Origin of the sequence: Alteromonas sp. RW2A1 (assembly GCF_001886475.1) — a bacterium.
GTDB classification, from domain to species: domain Bacteria; phylum Pseudomonadota; class Gammaproteobacteria; order Enterobacterales; family Alteromonadaceae; genus Alteromonas; species Alteromonas hispanica.
The window spans coordinates 3,205,764-3,225,561 of the sequence record NZ_CP018031.1; the positions used below are offsets into that span (position 1 = coordinate 3,205,764).

At 43.6% G+C, this 19,798-nt stretch carries 20 protein-coding genes; 12 read left to right on the top strand and 8 right to left on the bottom strand.

The window, feature by feature from the left end:
- Window positions 1-2: 2 nt before the first annotated feature.
- Both BM528_RS14250 and BM528_RS14255 read left to right on the top strand, forming a co-directional pair.
- Window positions 3-329 (top strand): hypothetical protein, encoded by a 327-nt coding sequence (locus tag BM528_RS14250; protein WP_071980394.1) that lies wholly within the window; start codon window positions 3-5, stop codon window positions 327-329.
- Between the two features lie 216 nt (window positions 330-545).
- Entirely contained in the window at window positions 546-971 is a 426-nt protein-coding gene (locus tag BM528_RS14255; protein ID WP_071980395.1) for a hypothetical protein, read from the top strand.
- Between the two features lie 66 nt (window positions 972-1,037).
- Here the strand turns inward: BM528_RS14255 and prsR are convergent, their stop codons facing one another.
- The 4 genes from prsR to BM528_RS14275 form a co-directional block, all read right to left on the bottom strand.
- Complete coding sequence (gene prsR / locus BM528_RS14260) at window positions 1,038-2,399, bottom strand: PEP-CTERM-box response regulator transcription factor (RefSeq protein WP_071980396.1); 1,362 nt, start codon at window positions 2,397-2,399, stop codon at window positions 1,038-1,040.
- Between the two features lie 349 nt (window positions 2,400-2,748).
- Window positions 2,749-4,785, bottom strand: a complete 2,037-nt coding sequence (gene prsK / locus BM528_RS14265) for an XrtA/PEP-CTERM system histidine kinase PrsK (protein ID WP_071980397.1) — start codon at window positions 4,783-4,785, stop codon at window positions 2,749-2,751.
- 78 nt (window positions 4,786-4,863) lie between these two features.
- Window positions 4,864-5,988 (bottom strand): beta-ketoacyl-ACP synthase III, encoded by a 1,125-nt coding sequence (locus BM528_RS14270; protein ID WP_071980398.1) that lies wholly within the window; start codon window positions 5,986-5,988, stop codon window positions 4,864-4,866.
- 387 nt (window positions 5,989-6,375) lie between these two features.
- Window positions 6,376-8,178 carry a choice-of-anchor I family protein gene (locus BM528_RS14275; protein ID WP_071980399.1) on the bottom strand — a complete coding sequence of 601 codons (1,803 nt, stop codon included), beginning with the start codon at window positions 8,176-8,178 and terminating at the stop codon, window positions 6,376-6,378.
- 382 nt (window positions 8,179-8,560) lie between these two features.
- On the opposite strand from BM528_RS14275, the gene BM528_RS14285 reads away from it, so the two are divergent.
- Window positions 8,561-9,358 carry a M48 family metallopeptidase gene (locus BM528_RS14285; protein WP_071980401.1) on the top strand — a complete coding sequence of 266 codons (798 nt, stop codon included), beginning with the start codon at window positions 8,561-8,563 and terminating at the stop codon, window positions 9,356-9,358.
- Between the two features lie 74 nt (window positions 9,359-9,432).
- Here the strand turns inward: BM528_RS14285 and BM528_RS14290 are convergent, their stop codons facing one another.
- Entirely contained in the window at window positions 9,433-10,275 is an 843-nt protein-coding gene (locus BM528_RS14290; RefSeq protein ID WP_071980402.1) for a mechanosensitive ion channel family protein, read from the bottom strand.
- A gap of 552 nt (window positions 10,276-10,827) precedes the next feature.
- Here BM528_RS14290 and BM528_RS14295 point away from each other — a divergent pair.
- The 5 genes from BM528_RS14295 (at window position 10,828) to ruvX (ending at window position 14,139) form a co-directional block, all read left to right on the top strand.
- Window positions 10,828-11,100 carry a hypothetical protein gene (locus BM528_RS14295; protein WP_071980403.1) on the top strand — a complete coding sequence of 91 codons (273 nt, stop codon included), beginning with the start codon at window positions 10,828-10,830 and terminating at the stop codon, window positions 11,098-11,100.
- 172 nt (window positions 11,101-11,272) lie between these two features.
- On the top strand, window positions 11,273-12,001 hold the full coding sequence (locus BM528_RS14300; protein WP_071980404.1) for a 16S rRNA (uracil(1498)-N(3))-methyltransferase: 729 nt from the start codon (window positions 11,273-11,275) through the stop codon (window positions 11,999-12,001).
- Window positions 12,002-12,129: 128 nt separating this feature from the next.
- Window positions 12,130-13,083: a glutathione synthase gene (gene gshB / locus BM528_RS14305; RefSeq protein WP_071981333.1), complete on the top strand. Its 954-nt coding sequence runs from the start codon at window positions 12,130-12,132 to the stop codon at window positions 13,081-13,083.
- Between the two features lie 41 nt (window positions 13,084-13,124).
- Window positions 13,125-13,691 carry a YqgE/AlgH family protein gene (locus BM528_RS14310; protein ID WP_071980405.1) on the top strand — a complete coding sequence of 189 codons (567 nt, stop codon included), beginning with the start codon at window positions 13,125-13,127 and terminating at the stop codon, window positions 13,689-13,691.
- Window positions 13,684-14,139: a Holliday junction resolvase RuvX gene (gene ruvX, locus BM528_RS14315; RefSeq protein WP_071980406.1), complete on the top strand. Its 456-nt coding sequence runs from the start codon at window positions 13,684-13,686 to the stop codon at window positions 14,137-14,139. Before BM528_RS14310 ends, ruvX begins: the two co-directional genes overlap by 8 nt.
- A gap of 26 nt (window positions 14,140-14,165) precedes the next feature.
- Here the strand turns inward: ruvX and BM528_RS14320 are convergent, their stop codons facing one another.
- From BM528_RS14320 to BM528_RS14330, 3 genes are read right to left on the bottom strand one after another with little or no spacing between them, the layout of a single operon-like run.
- Window positions 14,166-14,486: a putative signal transducing protein gene (locus BM528_RS14320; RefSeq protein ID WP_071980407.1), complete on the bottom strand. Its 321-nt coding sequence runs from the start codon at window positions 14,484-14,486 to the stop codon at window positions 14,166-14,168.
- 54 nt (window positions 14,487-14,540) lie between these two features.
- Complete coding sequence (locus tag BM528_RS14325; protein ID WP_071980408.1) at window positions 14,541-15,653, bottom strand: PilT/PilU family type 4a pilus ATPase; 1,113 nt, start codon at window positions 15,651-15,653, stop codon at window positions 14,541-14,543.
- 58 nt (window positions 15,654-15,711) lie between these two features.
- Complete coding sequence (locus tag BM528_RS14330) at window positions 15,712-16,755, bottom strand: type IV pilus twitching motility protein PilT (protein WP_071980409.1); 1,044 nt, start codon at window positions 16,753-16,755, stop codon at window positions 15,712-15,714.
- Window positions 16,756-16,782: 27 nt separating this feature from the next.
- Here BM528_RS14330 and BM528_RS14335 point away from each other — a divergent pair, with 27 nt between their 5' ends.
- The 4 genes from BM528_RS14335 (at window position 16,783) to BM528_RS14350 (ending at window position 19,570) form a co-directional block, all read left to right on the top strand.
- Window positions 16,783-17,469, top strand: a complete 687-nt coding sequence (locus BM528_RS14335) for a YggS family pyridoxal phosphate-dependent enzyme (RefSeq protein ID WP_071980410.1) — start codon at window positions 16,783-16,785, stop codon at window positions 17,467-17,469.
- Window positions 17,470-17,644: 175 nt separating this feature from the next.
- A complete protein-coding gene (gene proC / locus BM528_RS14340) occupies window positions 17,645-18,466 on the top strand; it encodes a pyrroline-5-carboxylate reductase (protein ID WP_071980411.1) in 822 nt (273 codons plus the stop codon).
- A gap of 21 nt (window positions 18,467-18,487) precedes the next feature.
- Entirely contained in the window at window positions 18,488-19,027 is a 540-nt protein-coding gene (locus tag BM528_RS14345; RefSeq protein ID WP_071980412.1) for a YggT family protein, read from the top strand.
- 150 nt (window positions 19,028-19,177) lie between these two features.
- Window positions 19,178-19,570, top strand: coding sequence for a DUF4426 domain-containing protein (locus tag BM528_RS14350; RefSeq protein ID WP_083595403.1), 393 nt, complete (start codon window positions 19,178-19,180; stop codon window positions 19,568-19,570).
- Window positions 19,571-19,798 lie beyond the last annotated feature (228 nt).

The following is a 19,798-nucleotide window of genomic DNA, read 5'->3' on the forward strand; positions in this document are numbered from 1 at the left end:
ACGTGTATAAAGGAAATTGTGAGTGCCAAGCGGTTAACTTCGAATTGTCTGATGCCGTAAAAGTGTCGCCTCGTGTACCTCCGATGGCTTTGTCTGAAGAGAGCATTTCTGAGCATGTACATGATGAATATACGCTGATGCTAGAAGCCGATAAGCAGCATGTTATTATAGACTCAGCCCCATCAACGGTTAACACACTTCACACCGCCAGTGGCGAAACACATCATGTTTGTAATCAATGTGGTACTCTACTATTTGTGGAAAAAAGCCCCAACGTATTGCATCTTAAAGTAAAGTTTTTGGGCCACAACCAATGCCCGACGTGGTGACCACGTAACACGCTTAAACATCACCTCAAAATATCGCGTTATAGGGTAGTATTTATTTCCCCTTATACTTTGATGAAAATATAGGCTAGACTCGAAATGTTGAGCGTAAGATTCGATTCGGCTGTGTTCGCATGTACCGTATAGGTGCTGTTTGTAAAGTTAGTCTTCACTTACCTCTTCATTCATATTGATCAAATCAGCAAATGGAGTTTCACCATGAAAACAAAAACGATTGCGTTAGCGCTATTACTCAGCATATTCGGCGTAACAGGCTGCTCAGAGTCTAAAGAAGACACGAAACAAGAAGTCATGTCAGAAATGGAAGAAGCAGGTGAAGCCACAGCTGAAACCTATGAAGATGCGAAAGAAGAAGCCGCAGACTCTTGGGATGACGCCAAAGACAGCGCGGAAGAAGCATACGAAGACGGTAAAGGTATGGCGTCTGATGCGTATGAAGAAGGTAAAGAAAAAGCCTCTGACGCCTATGAAGAAGGCAAAGAAATGGGCGCTGATATGATGGAAGAAGGCGCAGCAAAAACTGAAGAGTTAAAAGATGCTACTGCTAAAAAATTGCGTGAAGCCTGCATTAAGATGAAAGAAAAAATGGGTGGTGACGTAAGCGAGTGTGACACGAAAGACTAAAATCGCTGCTTTATTGTCGTTTGGTGGCCTTAGCGACCAAACGACAATAACACTTAAGTTACGCCATCAATCACTGCTTTTTATATCTTCCATGTGATACTTATCAATCAACGAATAAAGCGTTGGGCGAGTAACACCTAAAAGCTCCGCCGTTTTTGACATATTTTTCTCCGCTGTCTGATAGGCATGTCTAATTGCTTTACTTTCAGCTATTTCTCTTACTTCTCGAAGATTTAACGTGGTGGGTTCGTCAACACTATCTACCGGCAACAGTCCTAAATCGTCAGGCTGAATTACCGTCCCCTCTGCCATGATAACTGCTGACTTGAGCTTGTTCTGCATCTCTCGAATATTACCCGGCCACTTGTGGGCTAATAATGCATTAACGGCAGACTCTGAAAAGCTTTTTGCTTTCGATTTGAACTCTTCGCGGTAAATATTCAAAAATGTCCGCGCCAATAAAATAATATCTTGGTCGCGGTCTCGAAGCGGCGGTATGACGATTGGCATTTCACCTACTCTATAATACAAATCTTCTCGAAAGCTTTCGTTTGCAACCATGGCCTGCAAATCTCTGTGAGTCGCGCAGATCACGCGTATATCGACGGGTATTTCACTTCTTCCGCCCACCCGTTCGATAACTCGCTCTTGCAGAAAACGCAGCATTTTTGCCTGTAAACCAATAGGCATGTCGCCTATTTCATCGAGAAACAAGGTGCCACCCTGAGCGGTTTCTATCTTACCAAGGGTGGTTTTATTTGCGCCTGTAAACGCCCCTTTTTCGTAGCCAAACAATTCGCTTTCCAGAAGGTTTTCTGGAATTGAGGCGCAGTTTATGGCAACAAAAGGTTTTTCTTTACGCGGGCTATGCTCGTGAATGCTGCGAGCAAAAACTTCCTTACCGGTTCCACTTTCACCAAGCAACAAGGTACTAATATCTGTGTTAGCTATTTTCTCAGCGCGCCTAACCACAGTTTGTATAGCTTCACTATTGCCAACAATTCTAGACATTCCTGTTCTGGTTCTGGCCAAAATAGCGTTTTCATGTTCTAGTTTTGCTAAGTTTAACGCGCGATTAACTAACAGCTTGATTGTGTCTGAATCTATCGGCTTTTGATAAAAATCATAGGCGCCAAAATCGATTGCTTTTAGCGCATTTTGTTTGTCACTGTTCCCCGTAACAACTATCACCTTGGTTCTAGGCGCAAGAGAAATAATGTCATGTAAAATTCTAAGGCCTTCTGATGCATTTGCAGGGTCTGGCGGCAATCCTAAATCAAGGGTAACCACTTTTGGCTCATGACGACGCAATTGCGCAATAGCTGAGGCATGATCATCGGCAAATACGACGGTGTAGTCTGTTAAACTCCATTTAAGTTGTTTTTGGATACCGAGATCATCATCTACTACCAAAATGGTATCTGTCATTATGTCATCCTATTATTTTACTTCACTGTCCGATGCGACTGTAATAATCGTGCTCTGCATACTTACATGGCGCTGGTGCATTGCTATGGTGGATTGCTCCGGTACATAGCTCCGGTACATAGCTCCGCTAAATTACTCTGCACTGTCTGCCATTCTATGTCAGTCCGTACGCTAGCTTGTGTAAGCTGTTCACCGTATCATTGTATTGTATTGTATGACTCAGCACTGCAATCACTATATTTGAACCGCTGTTATGCAAATCGTCACAAGGTTTATCACCTCTAAATCCGTGATACTTTGATGGCTGATATCTTGAACCTTGAGTATCTATTACCTTTAATGCTTAATGCTATACTATTGGAAAATGAAGAGTAAAACAGCTACCTTTTCCAACTTCACTTGTTACCACTAGCTTACCGCCTATAGACTCTAGGTATGTTTTTGCATCGTAGGCTCCAATACCCATCCCTGCATTCCCTTTTGTGGTATCAAAAGGTTTGAATAATCGCTCTTCAATGAATGACTTTTCCATGCCTATGCCAGAGTCTTCAATAAGCACTAATTGTGTATTTTGCGCACTATCTACATTTAATACCACATCAATCTCGCCATCATCACTCGTGGCTTGCTGGGCATTACTTATCAAGTGATAGAGCACATTCGCTACTTTTTCTTTATCCACCACCACGGACCGTTCTTTCATTAGATGCAGTTTAGGCACTGGACTTAATGAGCTACATCGCTGCTTTATTACTTCATCAATAACACTAGAAAGACACTGCTCATCGTTAACACTGTCCTCAACTACTTTTTTATCCGTAAGCTGCTTTAACATTTTTTCCATACGTGCTTTAGTATGTTCAAGTGTTTCGAAGGTGTCTTCAATAAATTCGGGGTTGTGTTTATGCTGCTGAGCATTAGCCAATATTAGGTCAACCTGAGCCAGTACATTTTTTAAGTCGTGGAGCACAAATGCTGACATGCGATTGAAGGCGGCAAATTGGGCATTTTCGGCCACAACCTGCGCAGCTTCATGATGTTGTATAAAGGTTCCAACTTGCTCTGAAACTGCATTGAGGTAGTCTTTCACCTCCCAATTCAGGGTCACTTTTTCTTTGTCTCCAGCGGCTAATACAGCAAAGCCCCACACGTTGTTATCCTGCATGAAAGGAATAAAAAGCTGGTAATTCCATTGCTTTAGCACCTCTCTGTCTAGTTTCAAACCTTCGTAGTCAAAGGGCTTAACAAGGTAGGCATCGGTATCGATAATCCAGCCGTTCTCACCGCTATATTCAACCAGCTTGTTGAGCATACTGATTTGCTTTTCATCAATATCGGCATGGCTAAGCTGCGATGCTTTAGCGATGCATTCAATACCACTTTTTGAGACCTTGAAAAGCAAACCTGAGTCGTACTGAACTGCATTTAGTAAGCCGGTTAGTCCTGCGTGATAAACATCTGAAGTGCTCTCTCCCGAACGAGTCAGCCATTTAGTGAGTTTTACCCATTCAACACGGTAGTCGTATTGATTGGCAAAGAAGTGCTTAGTAATAAAGATTTTTATCTTGGTTCTAAAAGCATTCGATAAGAAGACAGTGGCAAGAAGCGCAAATGACATCACCACAAGTATGATTTGTACTGTTGCTCCCCAGCTACCTCCAACAAAGTTAATAGCGTAGCCAATAACAGCCATAACGAACAAATAGCCACCAGCAACAAGGAGCAATGAACTGTGCAACACCACGTCTCGAGATATAAAAATATCTATTCCCCAGTGATGAATACGGCGAATTGAAATAACCAGAAGCGGCATAAGAAGAAAATAAATATAACCACGAGCTGCGATATAGCCAACTTCCACTTGATTAACCATAGTGGCATTAGCGTAGGTTACAAACTCAAACACATTTGCAGCGCCAAGATAGATAATAAGCGGTTTAAATGCCCACTGTTCTCTTCCCGCCTGTCTATAAACTACTTCTAACAGCACCAGTACCTCGAGAGACAGCACTATTAGTGTTAAAAAGCTCCACGCAGGATTGGCAGCAAAAAAATAAGGAGAAGCCAGCGCAAAACAGGCTGGAGCCAATATTATTAACGTTGTCGGACGTCTTAGAACATGGTGAAGGCTTTGAAAATTAGTTTGAATGCAGCTTGCGAGGAATAGCAACCACGCTAGTTGCTTCACAATATCAACAGTAAGTAACCAACTTAATGAAATAGGTCCAAAAAGCAGCGTGATCAAGCTTGTTGACCAAATAACCGTGGTAGCAGTAGCAAGCACAAGTAAGTGCTTTGCTACGCCTGGTTTCCTTACCGTCAACAATAAAAGTAGCAGTGCAAGATGCGCTAAGCTGTTAAGCCCGTACCCTAAGTCTGAAACCATTTAGTTGCATTCGTCCTAGTGAATAATAATTTTTTACGGTCTTGTGGGCGCTCTCAATAAGCCCCCTTCACACAACGTCTAACGCTTTTTCACCACTAGCGAGCCAATGGAATAGCCTGCTCCAAAAGAACACAGCACGCCTAGATCGCCTGAAACAAGATCTTCGTGATTTAAACCAAACGCGATCACTGAGCCCGCCGATGCTGTATTCGCGTATTCATTAAGCACAATAGGCGCTTCTTGTTCAGTTGCATCACGACCAAGCAGGCGTTTACAAATTAGCGTGTTCATATTGATGTTCGCTTGGTGGAGCCACCAGCGCCTTACATCAGCAGGTGAAATGTCATGTCTAGCGAGATGCTCTTCAATATGACTTGCCGCCATAGGACACACCTCTTTGAACACCTTGCGCCCAGCCTGATGAAATAGCTTATCGACACCATACGGATCAACGTCTTCCGCGCGTGTTAAGTAACCAAAATTTGAACGGATATTGTTGGAGAATTTAGTTACCGCTTTTGTGCTCAACACGTCGTAAACATGTTCACTCTTCGCAGTGCTAGCCAACTCCATCACGGTTGCTGTCGCTACATCACCGAAAATAAAGTGGCTGTCGCGATCCGTATAATTGATTTGCGGTGACACTAATTCTGGGTTGATCACAAGAACTCGAGACGCGTTTCCAGCGCTAAGCATTTCAAACGCTCTATGCATTCCAAACGTTGCCGCCGAGCAAGCTACAAGCATATCAAAGCCGAAGCCCTCAATATTCAAGGCCTCTTGAACTTCAATAGCAATGGCTGGATAGGCCCTTTGCGTGTAAGCACAAGAAACAATAACGGCATCAATCTCCTCAGCGCTTACTTTAGCCGCGCTCAGTGCCAAACGTGCTGCTTCTACCGCTATTTCTGCTTGATGAGAAAGTTCATCGTCGCCTCGCGGAGAAATTTTTGGCTTCATTCGGTTTATATCTAACGCACCGTCTTTCTTGTAGATATAACGACTTTTGATCCCAGACGCCTTTTCAATAAACTCCGCACTTGAGTACGGCATCGCCTCTACTTCGCATTTCTCTATTTCTTCTTTGTTTTTATCGTTGAAACTATCGACGTATGAATTATAACTCGCCACCAACTCTTCGTTGGTTATGCTCTCTTCGGGGTGCCAGACACCAACGCCACTGATAACGACTTGCTGAGACATAGTAATACTCTTCTAATTATATGGTAACCAAAGGCATGCAAACGCATATAAAAGGTCTGCTAAACACCTTTATGACGGCCATTGCCATTAGACCAACATTAAAGACAGAATAAACACTTTGAATATTCGAATTAGGCAAGTCTTTAATATAACAATCCAATGGCGATTTAAGTTACACCGTATCTTTTGTTATAGCTTACCTCAATACACTCGCCCTGTAACTATTCTGTGATATAGAGCAAACTCTGTGAATTGTATTGCATCAACCTTTTGGGGCGGGGATAAAGGATCTTTAAAAAATAGAGGGAAGCAGCGCTATATCGCGCCGAATAAAAAAGCTCGCTTAACAACGAGCTTCTTTAGAGGCTATTACAAGTACATCGAAATTTACAACTGGCTGATTTGCCAAACTGACACTGTGCCACTTACTTCATTGCCAACAATAAGCAACGCTTCTCCGCTTGGGCTGTCTTCAGCGCTAACGAAAACCAGACTTTCTGGGGCAAGGTCACCGATAACATCGTCTGCAGTTAGCCCGTCTGTTAGATCTCGGTTAAACACATACTCTGTGAACTGAACATCGTAAGGATTGGTAACGTCATAGACAAAAATTCCACCCATACGCTCTAAACCAATAAATGCGTAGGTGCGGTCGCCAATTTGACCCACCGTAATAGCTTCTGGCTCAGGCCCTTTATTTTCCGAGCGAGAGTCACCTTCGTTTACGTCGTTATCATTGTTGAACCGAACACCGTGAACAGATGCAGTAATACGCTCGAAATCATCACCTGAGTCGTAAACTACAAGCCCATTTTGATCCCAAATAGTGAACGAGCGAGCACCGTAGGCATACGCAGCATCGTATTCGCCATTACCATCAGCATCTCCCATGGCAGATGTTACACGCAAGTCGTCCGCTTCCCCCGTTGCCTGTAGCATGGCTAATTCAGAGTTTGGTGCAGCCGTTAAGTCTTCTACTTTCACCTCGTCCGTGTAGGCTAAACAACCGTTGTCTTCATCAAATTCCACACCACCAGCGGCAGTACACGCAGCCTCATCTGCTACGTCAAAGAAATATTCGCGAGCATCGCCTTCATTAGCGGTAACTAAAAACGTTGCGTCTTTCCATGAGAATGCAGCAATACTATCTGGCTGATAAACGCCATACAAACCAGTGTACTGACCAAAACTCACTGAATCATTTTCTTGGATATCAATATCCAAGTTAGCCCATGCTTTTGTGCCTAAGCCAACTACATCAACTGTCAGTTCTTCTAGGTCGATAACAGCTAACCCGTTATTTTCTTGCAAACTTACGTAGGCCACGTCGTTGGTAGCCGCAATATATTCAGGCTCTAAATCCTGAGCCACTGTAGTAGTAATGGCAGTGCCGTTTATTGTACGACCTGACCGATTAGGAAACATCATGCCTTGAGACATGAGATCTGCTTGAGCATCGTTGAAAGCGCTAAAGCCAACTGTTGTGCCTGTTTCTTCAGGCTCGCCGCTAGCTAAAATATTGATAACAGACACAGAACCCATTGGGTCTACAGTGTAATCATCTGAAGGCTCACCTTCGTTAGCAACCAATACCTTACCGCCATCTGGCGTGAAGGTAACCATGTCAGGCAGAGCACCTACTTCTACTGAATCTAAGAAAGTTGCTGCACCAGCGTCAAGGCCGCTATAAAAAAGCACAAACCCGTTGTCCGTTTTTACATCTGCAGCTACGGCTACCGCCATTAGATCGCCATTAACGGCAATACTGTTGACGCCGCCTAGCACTGCACCGTTAATGTCAGCAGGTAACGTAATAGTTGAAGGAGTAAGATTAATGGTGTTGATTGGGTCGGCTAATACGGCAGAGGTAAGGTTTCCGGCAGGGATAACCGCAATGGTATTTGTTCCCGTGTTAGTCGCGTAAATCGTTTGAGTGGCTACATGATACTGAACAATTTCAGCCGCACCTTGATTACCAAGGAAAGCTCGACCTACAACATCCAGTTCAATCCCAATAGATGCATCGGTACCATCAGATCCATCTGCTCCAGGGGCACCCTGTTCACCTTGAGGACCCTGAGCACCAGTTTCGCCTTGTTCACCATCATCGCCATCGAGGCCACACCCGGTTAATGATGCTGATACTAAAAGAGCGAGTAACCCGTACTTGAATTTATTACGCACTGCCATCTTTATTTCCTTTTTTATTGTGGTATCTCAAGTTGAACTGCTAGACAAATATCGCTTCCTGCGTGCATTGCGCTTTATTTACCGCGAGGCGCTTAATATAAGCTATAAGCAGGCTTGGTATTATGTTCAGTATCTCAACAGTACAACAGAAAACTGATTTAACTTCTATGTATAAATTAAAGCCAGTTTATGACACAAATATTAATTTGGCAAAGCCTTTACAGCGAGCTTCTATGTGGCGTTTTTTTTCGAGCTTTTCCTTGCATTTTTGCCCCCAAATAATGTGCAGCAAAGTATCTGAATAAATCAACCAATCAGGTTGCTATATTCATGATTAAAATGCAGGTATGCTTAAATAATTTTCAGACACCAAGGATTTAAAATGAAATTGAAATTCACGCTATCGGCGGTTGTCGCCGCTACTATTGCGCTCACCTCTTGCGCCACGTCCCCTACTGGTAGAAATCAAGTGCTGTTGTTTTCAGACGCACAGCTAACAGAAATGGGTGCGCAAGCTTTTTCAGGGATGAAAGAGGAACTTACGGTGTCTACAAAACAAGTTCAAAATAGCTATGTTAAATGTATTGCAAATGCCATAACTGCGCAGGTGCCATCTTCAGTGTTTGATGGTCAGTGGGAAGTGGTTGTTTTTGACGATGAGCAGGTCAATGCATTCGCGCTACCTGGCGGCAAAATTGGTGTTTACACCGGCCTTTTAAAAGTTGCAGAAAATCAGCATCAACTCGCTGCGGTTATCGGCCATGAAGTAGGCCATGTTATCGCCGAGCACGGCAACGAGCGAATGTCACAATCTACGCTTATCAACATGGGTACACAGGCAGCAGGCCAAGTATTAGCAGCGAATGAGGTGCCTCAGTCAGGCCCTATTATGGCAGCCATAGGATTGGGTATGCAGGTTGGTGTACAGCTACCATTTAGTCGAACTCACGAGTCGGAAGCAGACGAAATTGGCCTACAGCTTATGGCTAAATCTGGCTTCGATCCTCGCCAATCTGTGAATCTCTGGCAAAATATGGAAGCAGCGAGTGGCGGTAATAGCCCAATGGAATTTCTATCCACTCACCCCGTTCCGCAAACCCGTATTAATGACTTACGAGCTAACATGAGTCCTGCGCTTGCTGACTATCAAGCTACCACTAACCGCCCAAACTGTAAGTGAGGCGTGCTGACCTTGATTTAGAAAAAAACGCCGCTTAAGAAAGCGGCGTTTTCGTTTACGCAACTGGCGTGATGTTATTCACTGTCAGTTTTGTGTAAGTGAACATCCATTTGTGGGAATGGAATAGAGATGCCTTCTTGGTCGAAACGCAATTTAACCGCTTCAGTAAAGTCAAACTTAACACCCCAGAAATCTGCTGCATTAACCCACGGGCGAACTACAAAATTAACACTGCTGTCGGCAAGCTCAGACACGGCTACTTGAGGAGCAGGATCTGACAGAATTCTGTCGTCAGCTTCTACCATTTCTTGCAGAATTTTCTTTGCTTTTAACAAGTCTGCGTCGTAACCAATACCCACTACCATATCTACACGACGTGTTGGTTTTGCCGAATAGTTAGTGATATTGCCACCGTAGATATTTCCATTTGGCACAATGATTTCTTTATTGTCAGGAGTCGTCATTGTGGTCGTGAAAATGCCGATCTTTTTGATTGAGCCTGATGTACCGCCCGCCTCAACAAAATCACCTGCTTTAAACGGCTTAAACACAAGAAGCATAACGCCCGCTGCGAAATTCTTCAGTGAATCCTGCAGCGACAAGCCAATAGCCAAACCTGCAGCACCCAAGATAGCAACGAGTGACGTTGTATCAACACCTAATTGGTCTAACGATGCTACGATAACAAATAGCATCAAAATGGCGCTGATAATCGCTTCTAAGAAATCGACCAACATATCGTCGTACTTAGACTTTGCCATTACACGTCTGAAAACAGAAAGCAGCAGGCCTACAACAATTCGACCAATAACATAGATAGCAATAGCCATGGCGATATTAATACCCCATGGAATTGCGTAATCATTTATATACCTTTCAATATCACTTGCAGATAAGAGCGAGAGTTGTTCTTCCATAATTTTTCCTTTTTGAGTTTGTGGTCACTGTGCAAATCAAGGTATCAGTAAAAACAAATATCACCAATAGTCAAACTTAATTAACCTTTCAAAATTACGCTAAAGTCATAGTGCATCGCGGCTTTCAGCTAATACAACCTCGCTAAAAGCTATACAAAAGTAGTAAGAAAAAGCATCGGGAAGAGTGTTGTTGCAAAGCTGGGCTGTTTAACCGCCCCGACTTTATGTAGTCATTTCCCTGTCATAAAAATCTAATAACCTTTTTACTACAGTTGAGAATCAGGTATTGGCTTTCATACTTCCTTTGTAATTTTCATATTGATCGTGACAACGCATTTTTAGACAGTAAAGCGAACTAAAAAATGTGATTAAAAAAACAATTACTTTTTGGCTGCAGACGTTATACTAAAGTCTCATGGATGATGTGTTTGGTACTCAACCAAATTTGCGACCAATGCATGGATAGTGAACATCTGCAAAAACAGAATTTTTACTATTTTATACTCAAGGGTTTGCTGCCCTAGCAATTTATGCAACAAGAAGGATTTTCTCATGCTGCTTTTAACCACCCTATTTGTCGTAGTGTCTGGAATTTTTATTTACGCTTTACGTCCAGACAAAGGCAGGCACACAAAGCATGCAAGAAATTCAAATTCAGCAGATTTAAAAGCGACAGAGTCATCAAAGCTAGCACCTCAAGCTAACCGTTCCACAGCAATGCACTATCCAGCAGTAGACACAAATGACTCGAAAGCACTCAACGAATCAAAGGTTTCCAGTGTCCCCACGGGTCAAAGCCCAGCGCGAGCAGCACAGGTAATTTAATATTTGTTTAGTACTTGCCTAGTACTTGTTCAGTACTTGTTTGATCACCTGGGTTTGTCACTGATTGACTGGTAGCCTATTAGGGCAGTACCATTTTTTCGGCAGTGATAGCGTTGCAAGTCGGCCCCTTCCCCACGTATCATAGCGCTAAATAATTTTTGTCTTTTTTCACATGCGCATACCAAGAGTCTATTACCCCAACGCTATCACCGTAGAACAAGAGTTTGAATTAACTCCAGAAGCTGCACATCACGTGGCCACTGTACTTCGGTTGAAGGCAAACCGCCCCATTGTTTTATTTAACGGCGATGGTAATGAATACAGCGGCCTTATTATTAATGTTCAGCGCAAAAAGGTCATTGTGGAAATCGATGCTTGCTTGTCTGTCTCAAACGAATCCCCCCTTCATCTACACTTAGGCCAAGGCGTATCAAAAGGCGACAGGATGGACACTGTGCTTCAAAAGGGCGTTGAGTTAGGGGTAAGTGAAATTACCCCAATCATCACAGAGCGATGCGCAGTTAAATTAGACCCAGCTCGTTGGGAAAAGAAATTACAACAATGGCAAAAAATCATTATTGGGGCTTGTGAACAAAGCGGTCGTAACGTTATTCCCAAGCTAAATGAACCTGTATCTATAGGGCAATGGCTTTCTCATTCCACGTCAACCTCTCGACTGGTACTTGCTCCTGGCGCAACTCAGCCTTTAGCTCGACAGCCTTATAATACACAAGGGTATCGATTACTTATTGGGCCTGAGGGTGGGCTGTCAGATTCCGAAATACACCAAGCAAATGAGAATGGGTATATTTCTGTCAGTCTTGGGCCCCGTATATTGAGAACAGAAACAGCGGCCATTACTTCATTAAGTATCCTACAGTCGTTGCACGGTGACTTTTAGTGAGGTCTGGCCAACCTAAAAAGCCCCAACTGAAATACTTAACGTAACTTGATACTATGCTAAAACGCCCCAACATATGGGGTATTATTGCTATTTACTTATTTACCGTTAATTCAAGCGAGAACTCTATGCAATACACTGTTGGCGTAATAATGGACCCAATCGAGGCGATAACTCCACATAAAGATACAAGCCTCGCAATGATGCTGGAAGCACAGCGCCGGGGTGCTAAGGTCGTATACTTTGAGTTGAAAGATCTCTATCTAGAAAACGGTAAACCTATGGGGGTGGCAAAAACAGTATTAGTCAAAGATCAACCTACCGACTTTTATGAAATAACCGAAACAAATACAGTTCAGCTTGGTGATATTGACGTACTGCTGATGAGAAAAGATCCGCCTTTCGACAGCGAGTTTCTTTATGCTACACAAATGCTATCACTAGCCCAAGACGCCGGAGCATTGGTAGTCAATAATCCGCAGGCTCTGCGCGATTATAATGAAAAGCTTTTTACATCGTATTTCCCTGAGCACATCCCTGCCACGCTTGTAGCTAATAACCAAGTACCTATTCGAGAATTTCACGCAAAATACAAAGATATAATTTGTAAGCCACTTGATGGAATGGGCGGCGCTTCTATATTCAGAGTAAAACCAGACGGTAATAATCTTGGTGTGATTATAGAAACCCTCACCCAACTTGGCACACGATATATGATGGTTCAAGAGTATCTGCCTGAGATAAAAGACGGAGACAAGCGGGTGCTCATCGTTGATGGTGAAGTTATGCCTTACTGCTTAGCTCGTCTTCCAACTAAAGGGGAAACTAGAGGTAATCTTGCAGCAGGCGGAACAGGCCGCCCTCAGGCAATTTCAGAGTCTGATAAAGCATTAGCCGAAGCAATTGCGCCAACCTTGAAAGAAAATAATATATTGTTCGTTGGCTTAGACGTGATAGGTAATAAAATAACCGAAATAAATATTACAAGCCCTACGTGTGTTCGAGAAATTGAAGCACACTTTGACATTAATATTATGGAAAAACTATTTGAAGCCATTGAAAAGAGATTGGCACATAACTAGGGCGTGTTGAAACAATACCGATGTAGCAAGACTGAGAAAATATGACGGAATTAAAGAGTTTAAAAAATCATTTTTTGGTAGCCATGCCAAGCCTAGACGATCCTTACTTTTCTCGCTCCCTCATTTATGTGTGCGAGCACGACGCCGATGGCGCAATGGGTATTGTTGTCAATCAACCCTCAACAATGAATGTAAAGCAGTTACTTGAGCAAACGGATAAAGAGCTTGATGTTTCTGCAGACAAAGCGGAACAAATTGTTCTAGCAGGCGGTCCAGTAAGCCAAGAAAGAGGCTTTGTACTGCATTCTACGCAAAAGGGATGGGCCTCTAGCCTCGCGCTAGCGCCGGGCATTATGGTAACCACATCGAAAGATATTCTAACGGCAATAGGCAACGATGAAGGTCCAGAAGACGTCATTATAGCGTTGGGCTTTGCTGGCTGGTCTAAAGGCCAGCTTGAACAAGAAATGCAGGAAAACGCGTGGCTTACCATTGAAGCCGACGAAGATATACTATTTCATACGCCAATTCACAAAAAATGGCAGGCTACGGTGAACAAGTTAGGCGTTGATGTATGGCAGTTAGCGCCTGGTTCTGGCCATGCATAAATCTCAAGGTAACTCTCAAGAACACATTGGAAACCGCACGGTTCTGGCCTTCGACTTCGGAACCAAAAGCATTGGTGTGGCGGTAGGCCAAGAGATCACAGGCACCGCATCACCGCTTTCAGCATTGAAAGCGCGAGATGGCATTCCCGATTGGAGCCTGATTGAAAAACTATACGCTGAATGGCTTCCTCACGCTGTCGTTGTGGGACTACCGCTTAACATGGACGGCACTGAGCAAGAGATGACGCAGCGCGCTCGTAAATTTGCTAACCGTTTACATGGTCGCTTTAAAGTGCATGTAGAGTTATGTGACGAGCGTTTAACTACGACAGACGCCAAAGCCATGCTATTTGAACTGGGTGGGTACAAAAAGCTGACCAAGGATAAGGTAGACAGCGTTTCGGCCTGCGTTATTTTCACCAGCTGGGTTGAAAACGCCTTCAGCTGATAGACTGCTGATAGACTGCCGATAACCTATCGGGCCTTGCTACATTGCCAGCATACTTCAAATGCGCCGCCATTTTCTTCGCCACACTCACTGCATGTCCATTCGTTCCTGTCACTTTCCGCGGTGGGTTTGAGCTTATTTTCAAACGCATTAACCACTTTAGATGCACGATTGAACCATGTTTCATCTACTAGCCATAATTCTTGCTGTGCTTCTTGCCAAGGTAATTCACCAAGCGCGCCACCTGCGAACTCATTTTTTACCATATAGGGGATGGCCAGTGCATCAAGCTCACTGCGAATGGCTTGAAGCTCAAAGGCATCTTCTGAGGCAAACAGTTTTTTCAAGCGTTCATTCCCTAACAGTCTTTTACAGTAAGCTACCCGTGTACGCGAAAATGTCTAGTCATCCATGTCAAACGACACGTTCGACAGTGTTCCTAAACTTGAATTGTCGCTGGCGTCTAACTTTATCATCAAACGCAAATCGTTAGGCGAGTCTGCGTGGTGCAGAGCCTGATCCATTTCAACACGGCCCTGTTTATAAAGGTCATAAAGCGCCATATCGAAGGTTTGCATTCCCTGCTCTTTCCCTTTCTTCATCGCCTCTTTAAGGCTGCCTATTTCATTTCGCTGAATAAGGTCGCGCACAAGTGGGGTATTTAATAAAACTTCTATAGCGGCTACGCGGCCCTTACCATCAGGGGTAGGAACAAGTTGCTGGGCTACAATGGCGCGAATATTCAAACTCAAATCGAATCGCAGCTTGTCATGCATATCCTTTGGCGCTAAGTGCATTATCCGCTCGATGGCCTGATTAGCGTTGTTTGCATGCAAAGTTGCAACACAAAGGTGCCCTGTATCTGCAAACGACATAGCGTATTCCATGGTCTCCATAGAGCGAATTTCCCCAATGAGAATGACGTCAGGGGCCTGTCTTAAAGAGCTTTTTAAAGCGTCGTCAAACGACTGGGTATCAATGCCCACTTCGCGCTGAGTGATGACGCAATTTTTATGTTCATGAACAAACTCTATCGGGTCTTCAATGGTAAGAATGTGACCGTGAGAGTTCTCATTTCTATGGCCAATTAACGCCGCTAATGATGTTGATTTACCGGTACCCGTTCCGCCAACAAATAGCACTAAACCGCGTTTTGCCATAATGATTTCTTTTAAAACTCTGGGAAGCCCTAAATCATCCGCTTTAGGAATTTGAGTTACTATACGTCTAATAACCATGCCGGCTTGATCGCGCTGCCAAAATGCTGAGCAACGAAAGCGTCCAATGCCCTCTCTTACAATCGCAAAATTACACTCTTTAGATTCGTGAAATTCCTTTTGCTGCTTCTCGGTCATGGCTTCGTGAACCAGAGCGAGAGCAGTTTCCTCAGAAGTTGCGCTATCGGAAATAGGTGTAAGCTTTCCGTTTATCTTGGCACTGATCGGAAAGTTTGCCGTTACGAATAAATCTGAGGCATTGGTATCAATCATTTTTTGTAAAAGAGAGTCTAGCATGCTTGTTCCCGAAGATAGTTCATGGAGAGGGGTTCTAAAATCCCCCTAAAAAGTCACTCTAAAAGCTATTCATGGCCTGTTTGTCAACCGATTTTGCCGCGGCGTCTTGCTTAGTGATAACACCCATAGCCACTAACCGTTGTAAGCATTGATCCATGGTTTGCATACCGTGTGCCTGTCCAGTTTGAATCACTGAATACATTTGCGGGACTTTGTCTTCACGAATAAGGTTTCTGATTGCCGGTATTCCTACCATTATCTCATGAGCTGCCACACGCCCACCGCCTATTTTCTTGAGCAGCGTTTGAGATATAACCGCCCGCAAAGATTCTGATAACATTGAACGCACCATCGATTTTTCTTCTGCAGGAAACACGTCGATAATACGGTCAATAGTTTTTGGCGCGGAGTTAGTGTGCAAAGTACCAAATACCAAATGGCCGGTTTCTGCGGCTGATATAGCTAGTCGAATGGTTTCTAAATCTCGAAGCTCGCCTACAAGGATAACGTCAGGGTCTTCACGTAATGCCGATCGCAAAGCATTATTAAATGAATGCGTATCTCGATGTACTTCCCGCTGGTTGACCAAACTAAGTTTGTTGTCGTGAACAAATTCGATGGGGTCTTCGATAGTAAGAATGTGCTCACGCTTGTGAGTATTAATGTGGTCTACCATGGCCGCTAGTGTAGTACTTTTACCGGAGCCCGTTGCACCGGTTACTAAAACAATGCCGGTTGGCTGATTAATAATTTCCTTAAAAATATCCGGCGCGCCTAAATCGTCAAGAGTCAGAACGTCGCTAGGAATAGTACGAAGTACAGCGGCGGCACCGCGGTTTTGAACAAACGCGTTGACACGAAAGCGCGACAGCCCTTTTACTTCAAAAGAAAAATCGGTTTCTAGATTTTCCTCGTATTCTTTACGTTGCATATCGTTCATGATTTCATAAACGAGCCCGTGAACCTGCTTGTGGTCAAGTGCTGGGACATTGAGCTTGCGCATTTCGCCGTCTACGCGAATAAGCGGCGGAAGTCCGGCTGACAAGTGTAAATCTGAGGCGTTATTCTTAACACTAAACGCTAAAAGTTCGGTAATATCCACAACCACTTCTCCATAACAAGGTGAATAATGCAAACAATAGCAGAAAGAATAGATTCCGCACTTCAGGGAATCACACAAGCCGCTACTTCAGTACATCGTCCACCAAATTCAGTCAAATTACTAGCGGTTAGCAAAACAAAACCCGTATCGGATATTATTGAAGCGTATGAAGCGGGACAACGAATGTTCGCAGAGAACTATGTTCAGGAAGGTGTTGAAAAAGTTCAGGAACTTGCTCACCTCACCGACATAGAGTGGCACATGATAGGCCCCATACAGTCGAATAAAACCAAAGTCGTTTCAGAACATTTCGATTGGGTGCAATCTGTAGATAGAGAAAAAATAGCTCGAAGACTAAACGAGCAACGTCCTGACAATTTACCTCCATTAAATGTTTGTATTCAGCTCAACATCGATGACGAAGAGAGTAAATCTGGCGTGAAACCAGACCAACTTGACAGCTTAATTCAGTTTATTAAGTCGCAAGAAAAGCTTTGTCTTCGCGGAATTATGGCCATTCCAAAAGCCAACCCAAGTGATGAAGAGCAACAAAGCACTCTCGGTAAGCTGAAGGAATTATATGACCATTACCACAAATCGCTGGCCAATTTTGATACCCTATCGGTAGGAATGAGTAGCGATATGCACGCGGCTATCAAAAATGGATCTACCATGGTGCGCATAGGCACAGCAATTTTTGGTAAGCGTGGTTAAGTCACTTCGCAAAACGGTAACGTAATAAAACGCAGCGTTAGCGATAAACACAGTGGCGTTGACGTTTTAACAGTGCACTTGAGCTACTTATAAAAGCAATACGCAGTTACGAATATACATTTGTGCAATTTTGCGTGTTGAATTAAGAATTACACAGACAACAGTAAGGATTTACATGCAACAGAAAAAATTGGCATTTATTGGCGCAGGCAACATGAGTCGCAGCATCATTAGTGGGTTAATTCAGTCTGGTTATGCAAAAGAAAATATACTCGCAGCTAACCCGTCTACACCGAAGCTAGACAAGCTGAAAGAAGAATTTGGCATACAAACCACACAATCAAATGATGAAGCCTGCCAGTTTGCCGATGCCATTGTACTTGCAGTAAAACCGCAAATTATGGGCAACATGTGTGCCGACCTTCAGAAAAACAACGACCTCGCGGGTAAGCTATTTTTAAGCATTGCGGCAGGTCTTCCGGTGTCTCGCTTACAAGAGATGTTAGGTGGTGACTACCCAGTTGTTCGTATCATGCCCAACACTCCAAGCCTTCTAGGTAAAGGCATGTCAGGTATGTATGCAGACAGCACGGTATCTCAAGAAGACCGAACTTACGTTGATGACGTAATGAACAGCGTAGGTGAAACCGTATGGGTTGATCACGAAGACGGCATAAATGGCGTAATTGCTGCTGCAGGTAGCAGCCCAGCTTACTTCTTCTTATTCCTTCAAAATATGCAAGAAGAAGCCATGAACATGGGATTTGATAAAGACCAGTCTCGTCTTATGGTTCAGCAAGCCATGCTTGGCGCTGCCGAGATGGTGTGTAATAACCCAGACCTTGAATTAAGCGAGCTGCGTGCCCAAGTTACCTCTAAAGGCGGAACTACGGCACAAGCCGTAAATACCTTTATCGACGAGGGCCTCAAAGACATCATTAGCAAGTCTATGCGTGCTGCCGTCGCCCGTGCCGAAGAAATGGCAAAACAGCTTTAACGTTTGTAGGAACAAGAGTAAATGAACGCAACGGTTTTTTTGATTGATACACTATTCAATCTCTACTTAATGATTGTCATATTGCGGTTGTGGCTGCAAATGGTGCAAGCCGATTTTTACAATCCAATGAGTCAGTTTATTGTGAAAGCAACACATCCTATAGTGGGGCCGTTGCGACGCGTTATTCCGTCATTAGGCAGATTTGATACCGCCACATTTGTTTTAGCACTCGCGGTTTGTGCATTGAAGCTCGTCACGCTGATATTGATATCGGGCGGTACTTTGAACCCAATAGGTATTGCAATTATGTCTTTCATGGGCGTGATAAAAGAAACGCTCTCGCTCATGTTTTGGGTACTTTTACTACGCGCAATACTTAGTTGGGTATCTCAAGGGCAATCTCCTGTTGATTATGTGCTTTATCAACTTACCGAGCCTTTTTTAGCGCCTATTCGCAAAATCATTCCTCCATTAGGCGGGCTTGATTTGTCAGTGCTGATTGCAATCATTGGATTACAGTTTTTACAGCTGTTGATCCAAGATGCTCTCAGAGTGCTATGAGTGTATAAAATTGGCATAACAGCCTCTAATATAAAAACAGCTTAAGTTAGCGCTGAAGTTTTAAAAGCACAATTTAAAAAAATATCAAAGCGAGGAGCGACGGTGAAGATAGTAAAAAAAGTGTCAGCAGTTATTTTAGGCGCGTTGCTTATGTGCTTGAGCCTTCAAGCTAACGCAGAACAAAAGCAGACATTAGGCGAATGGGATGTCCACTACATGGTAGTGAACACCCCCTTTCTTACTCCTGAAGTTGCAGCAAACTATGGGATTGTAAGAAGTAAGTACAATGCTTTAGTTAATATTTCTGTGCTCGATAAAGATTCAGGTAAAGCACAGCGGGTTTCGGTTGACGGCCATGCCACTAATTTACTCGGGAAAAAACGCGACCTTTCGTTCAAAAAGGTAGAAGACGGTGATGCTATCTATTATCTTGCTGTCTTACCGTTTCGCGACCAAGAGACATATCGTTTCGAAATTAGCGTGAAAAGGGCTTCAAGCCAGCAGACGTTAAAGTTTAAGCAAAAAATGTATGTCGATGGCTGAAAAATCTGAGGCCATAGCTGATTTAGTATAATGCCATGGAAGAGTTTTATTCAGACAGTTTTATCAGACAGTTTTTTTCATTCGGCCCGCCGATGACTCTAAAAGCTAAACGGATACCAAGCGAGGTGCTTTTCACGAGCCCTCGCTTTTTTTAGGCCTAAAAAGAGCGTGTTGACCTTTATTGCTCTAAGTCACTTTACCATTAGCCTTTCCTAGTAAATAATCATA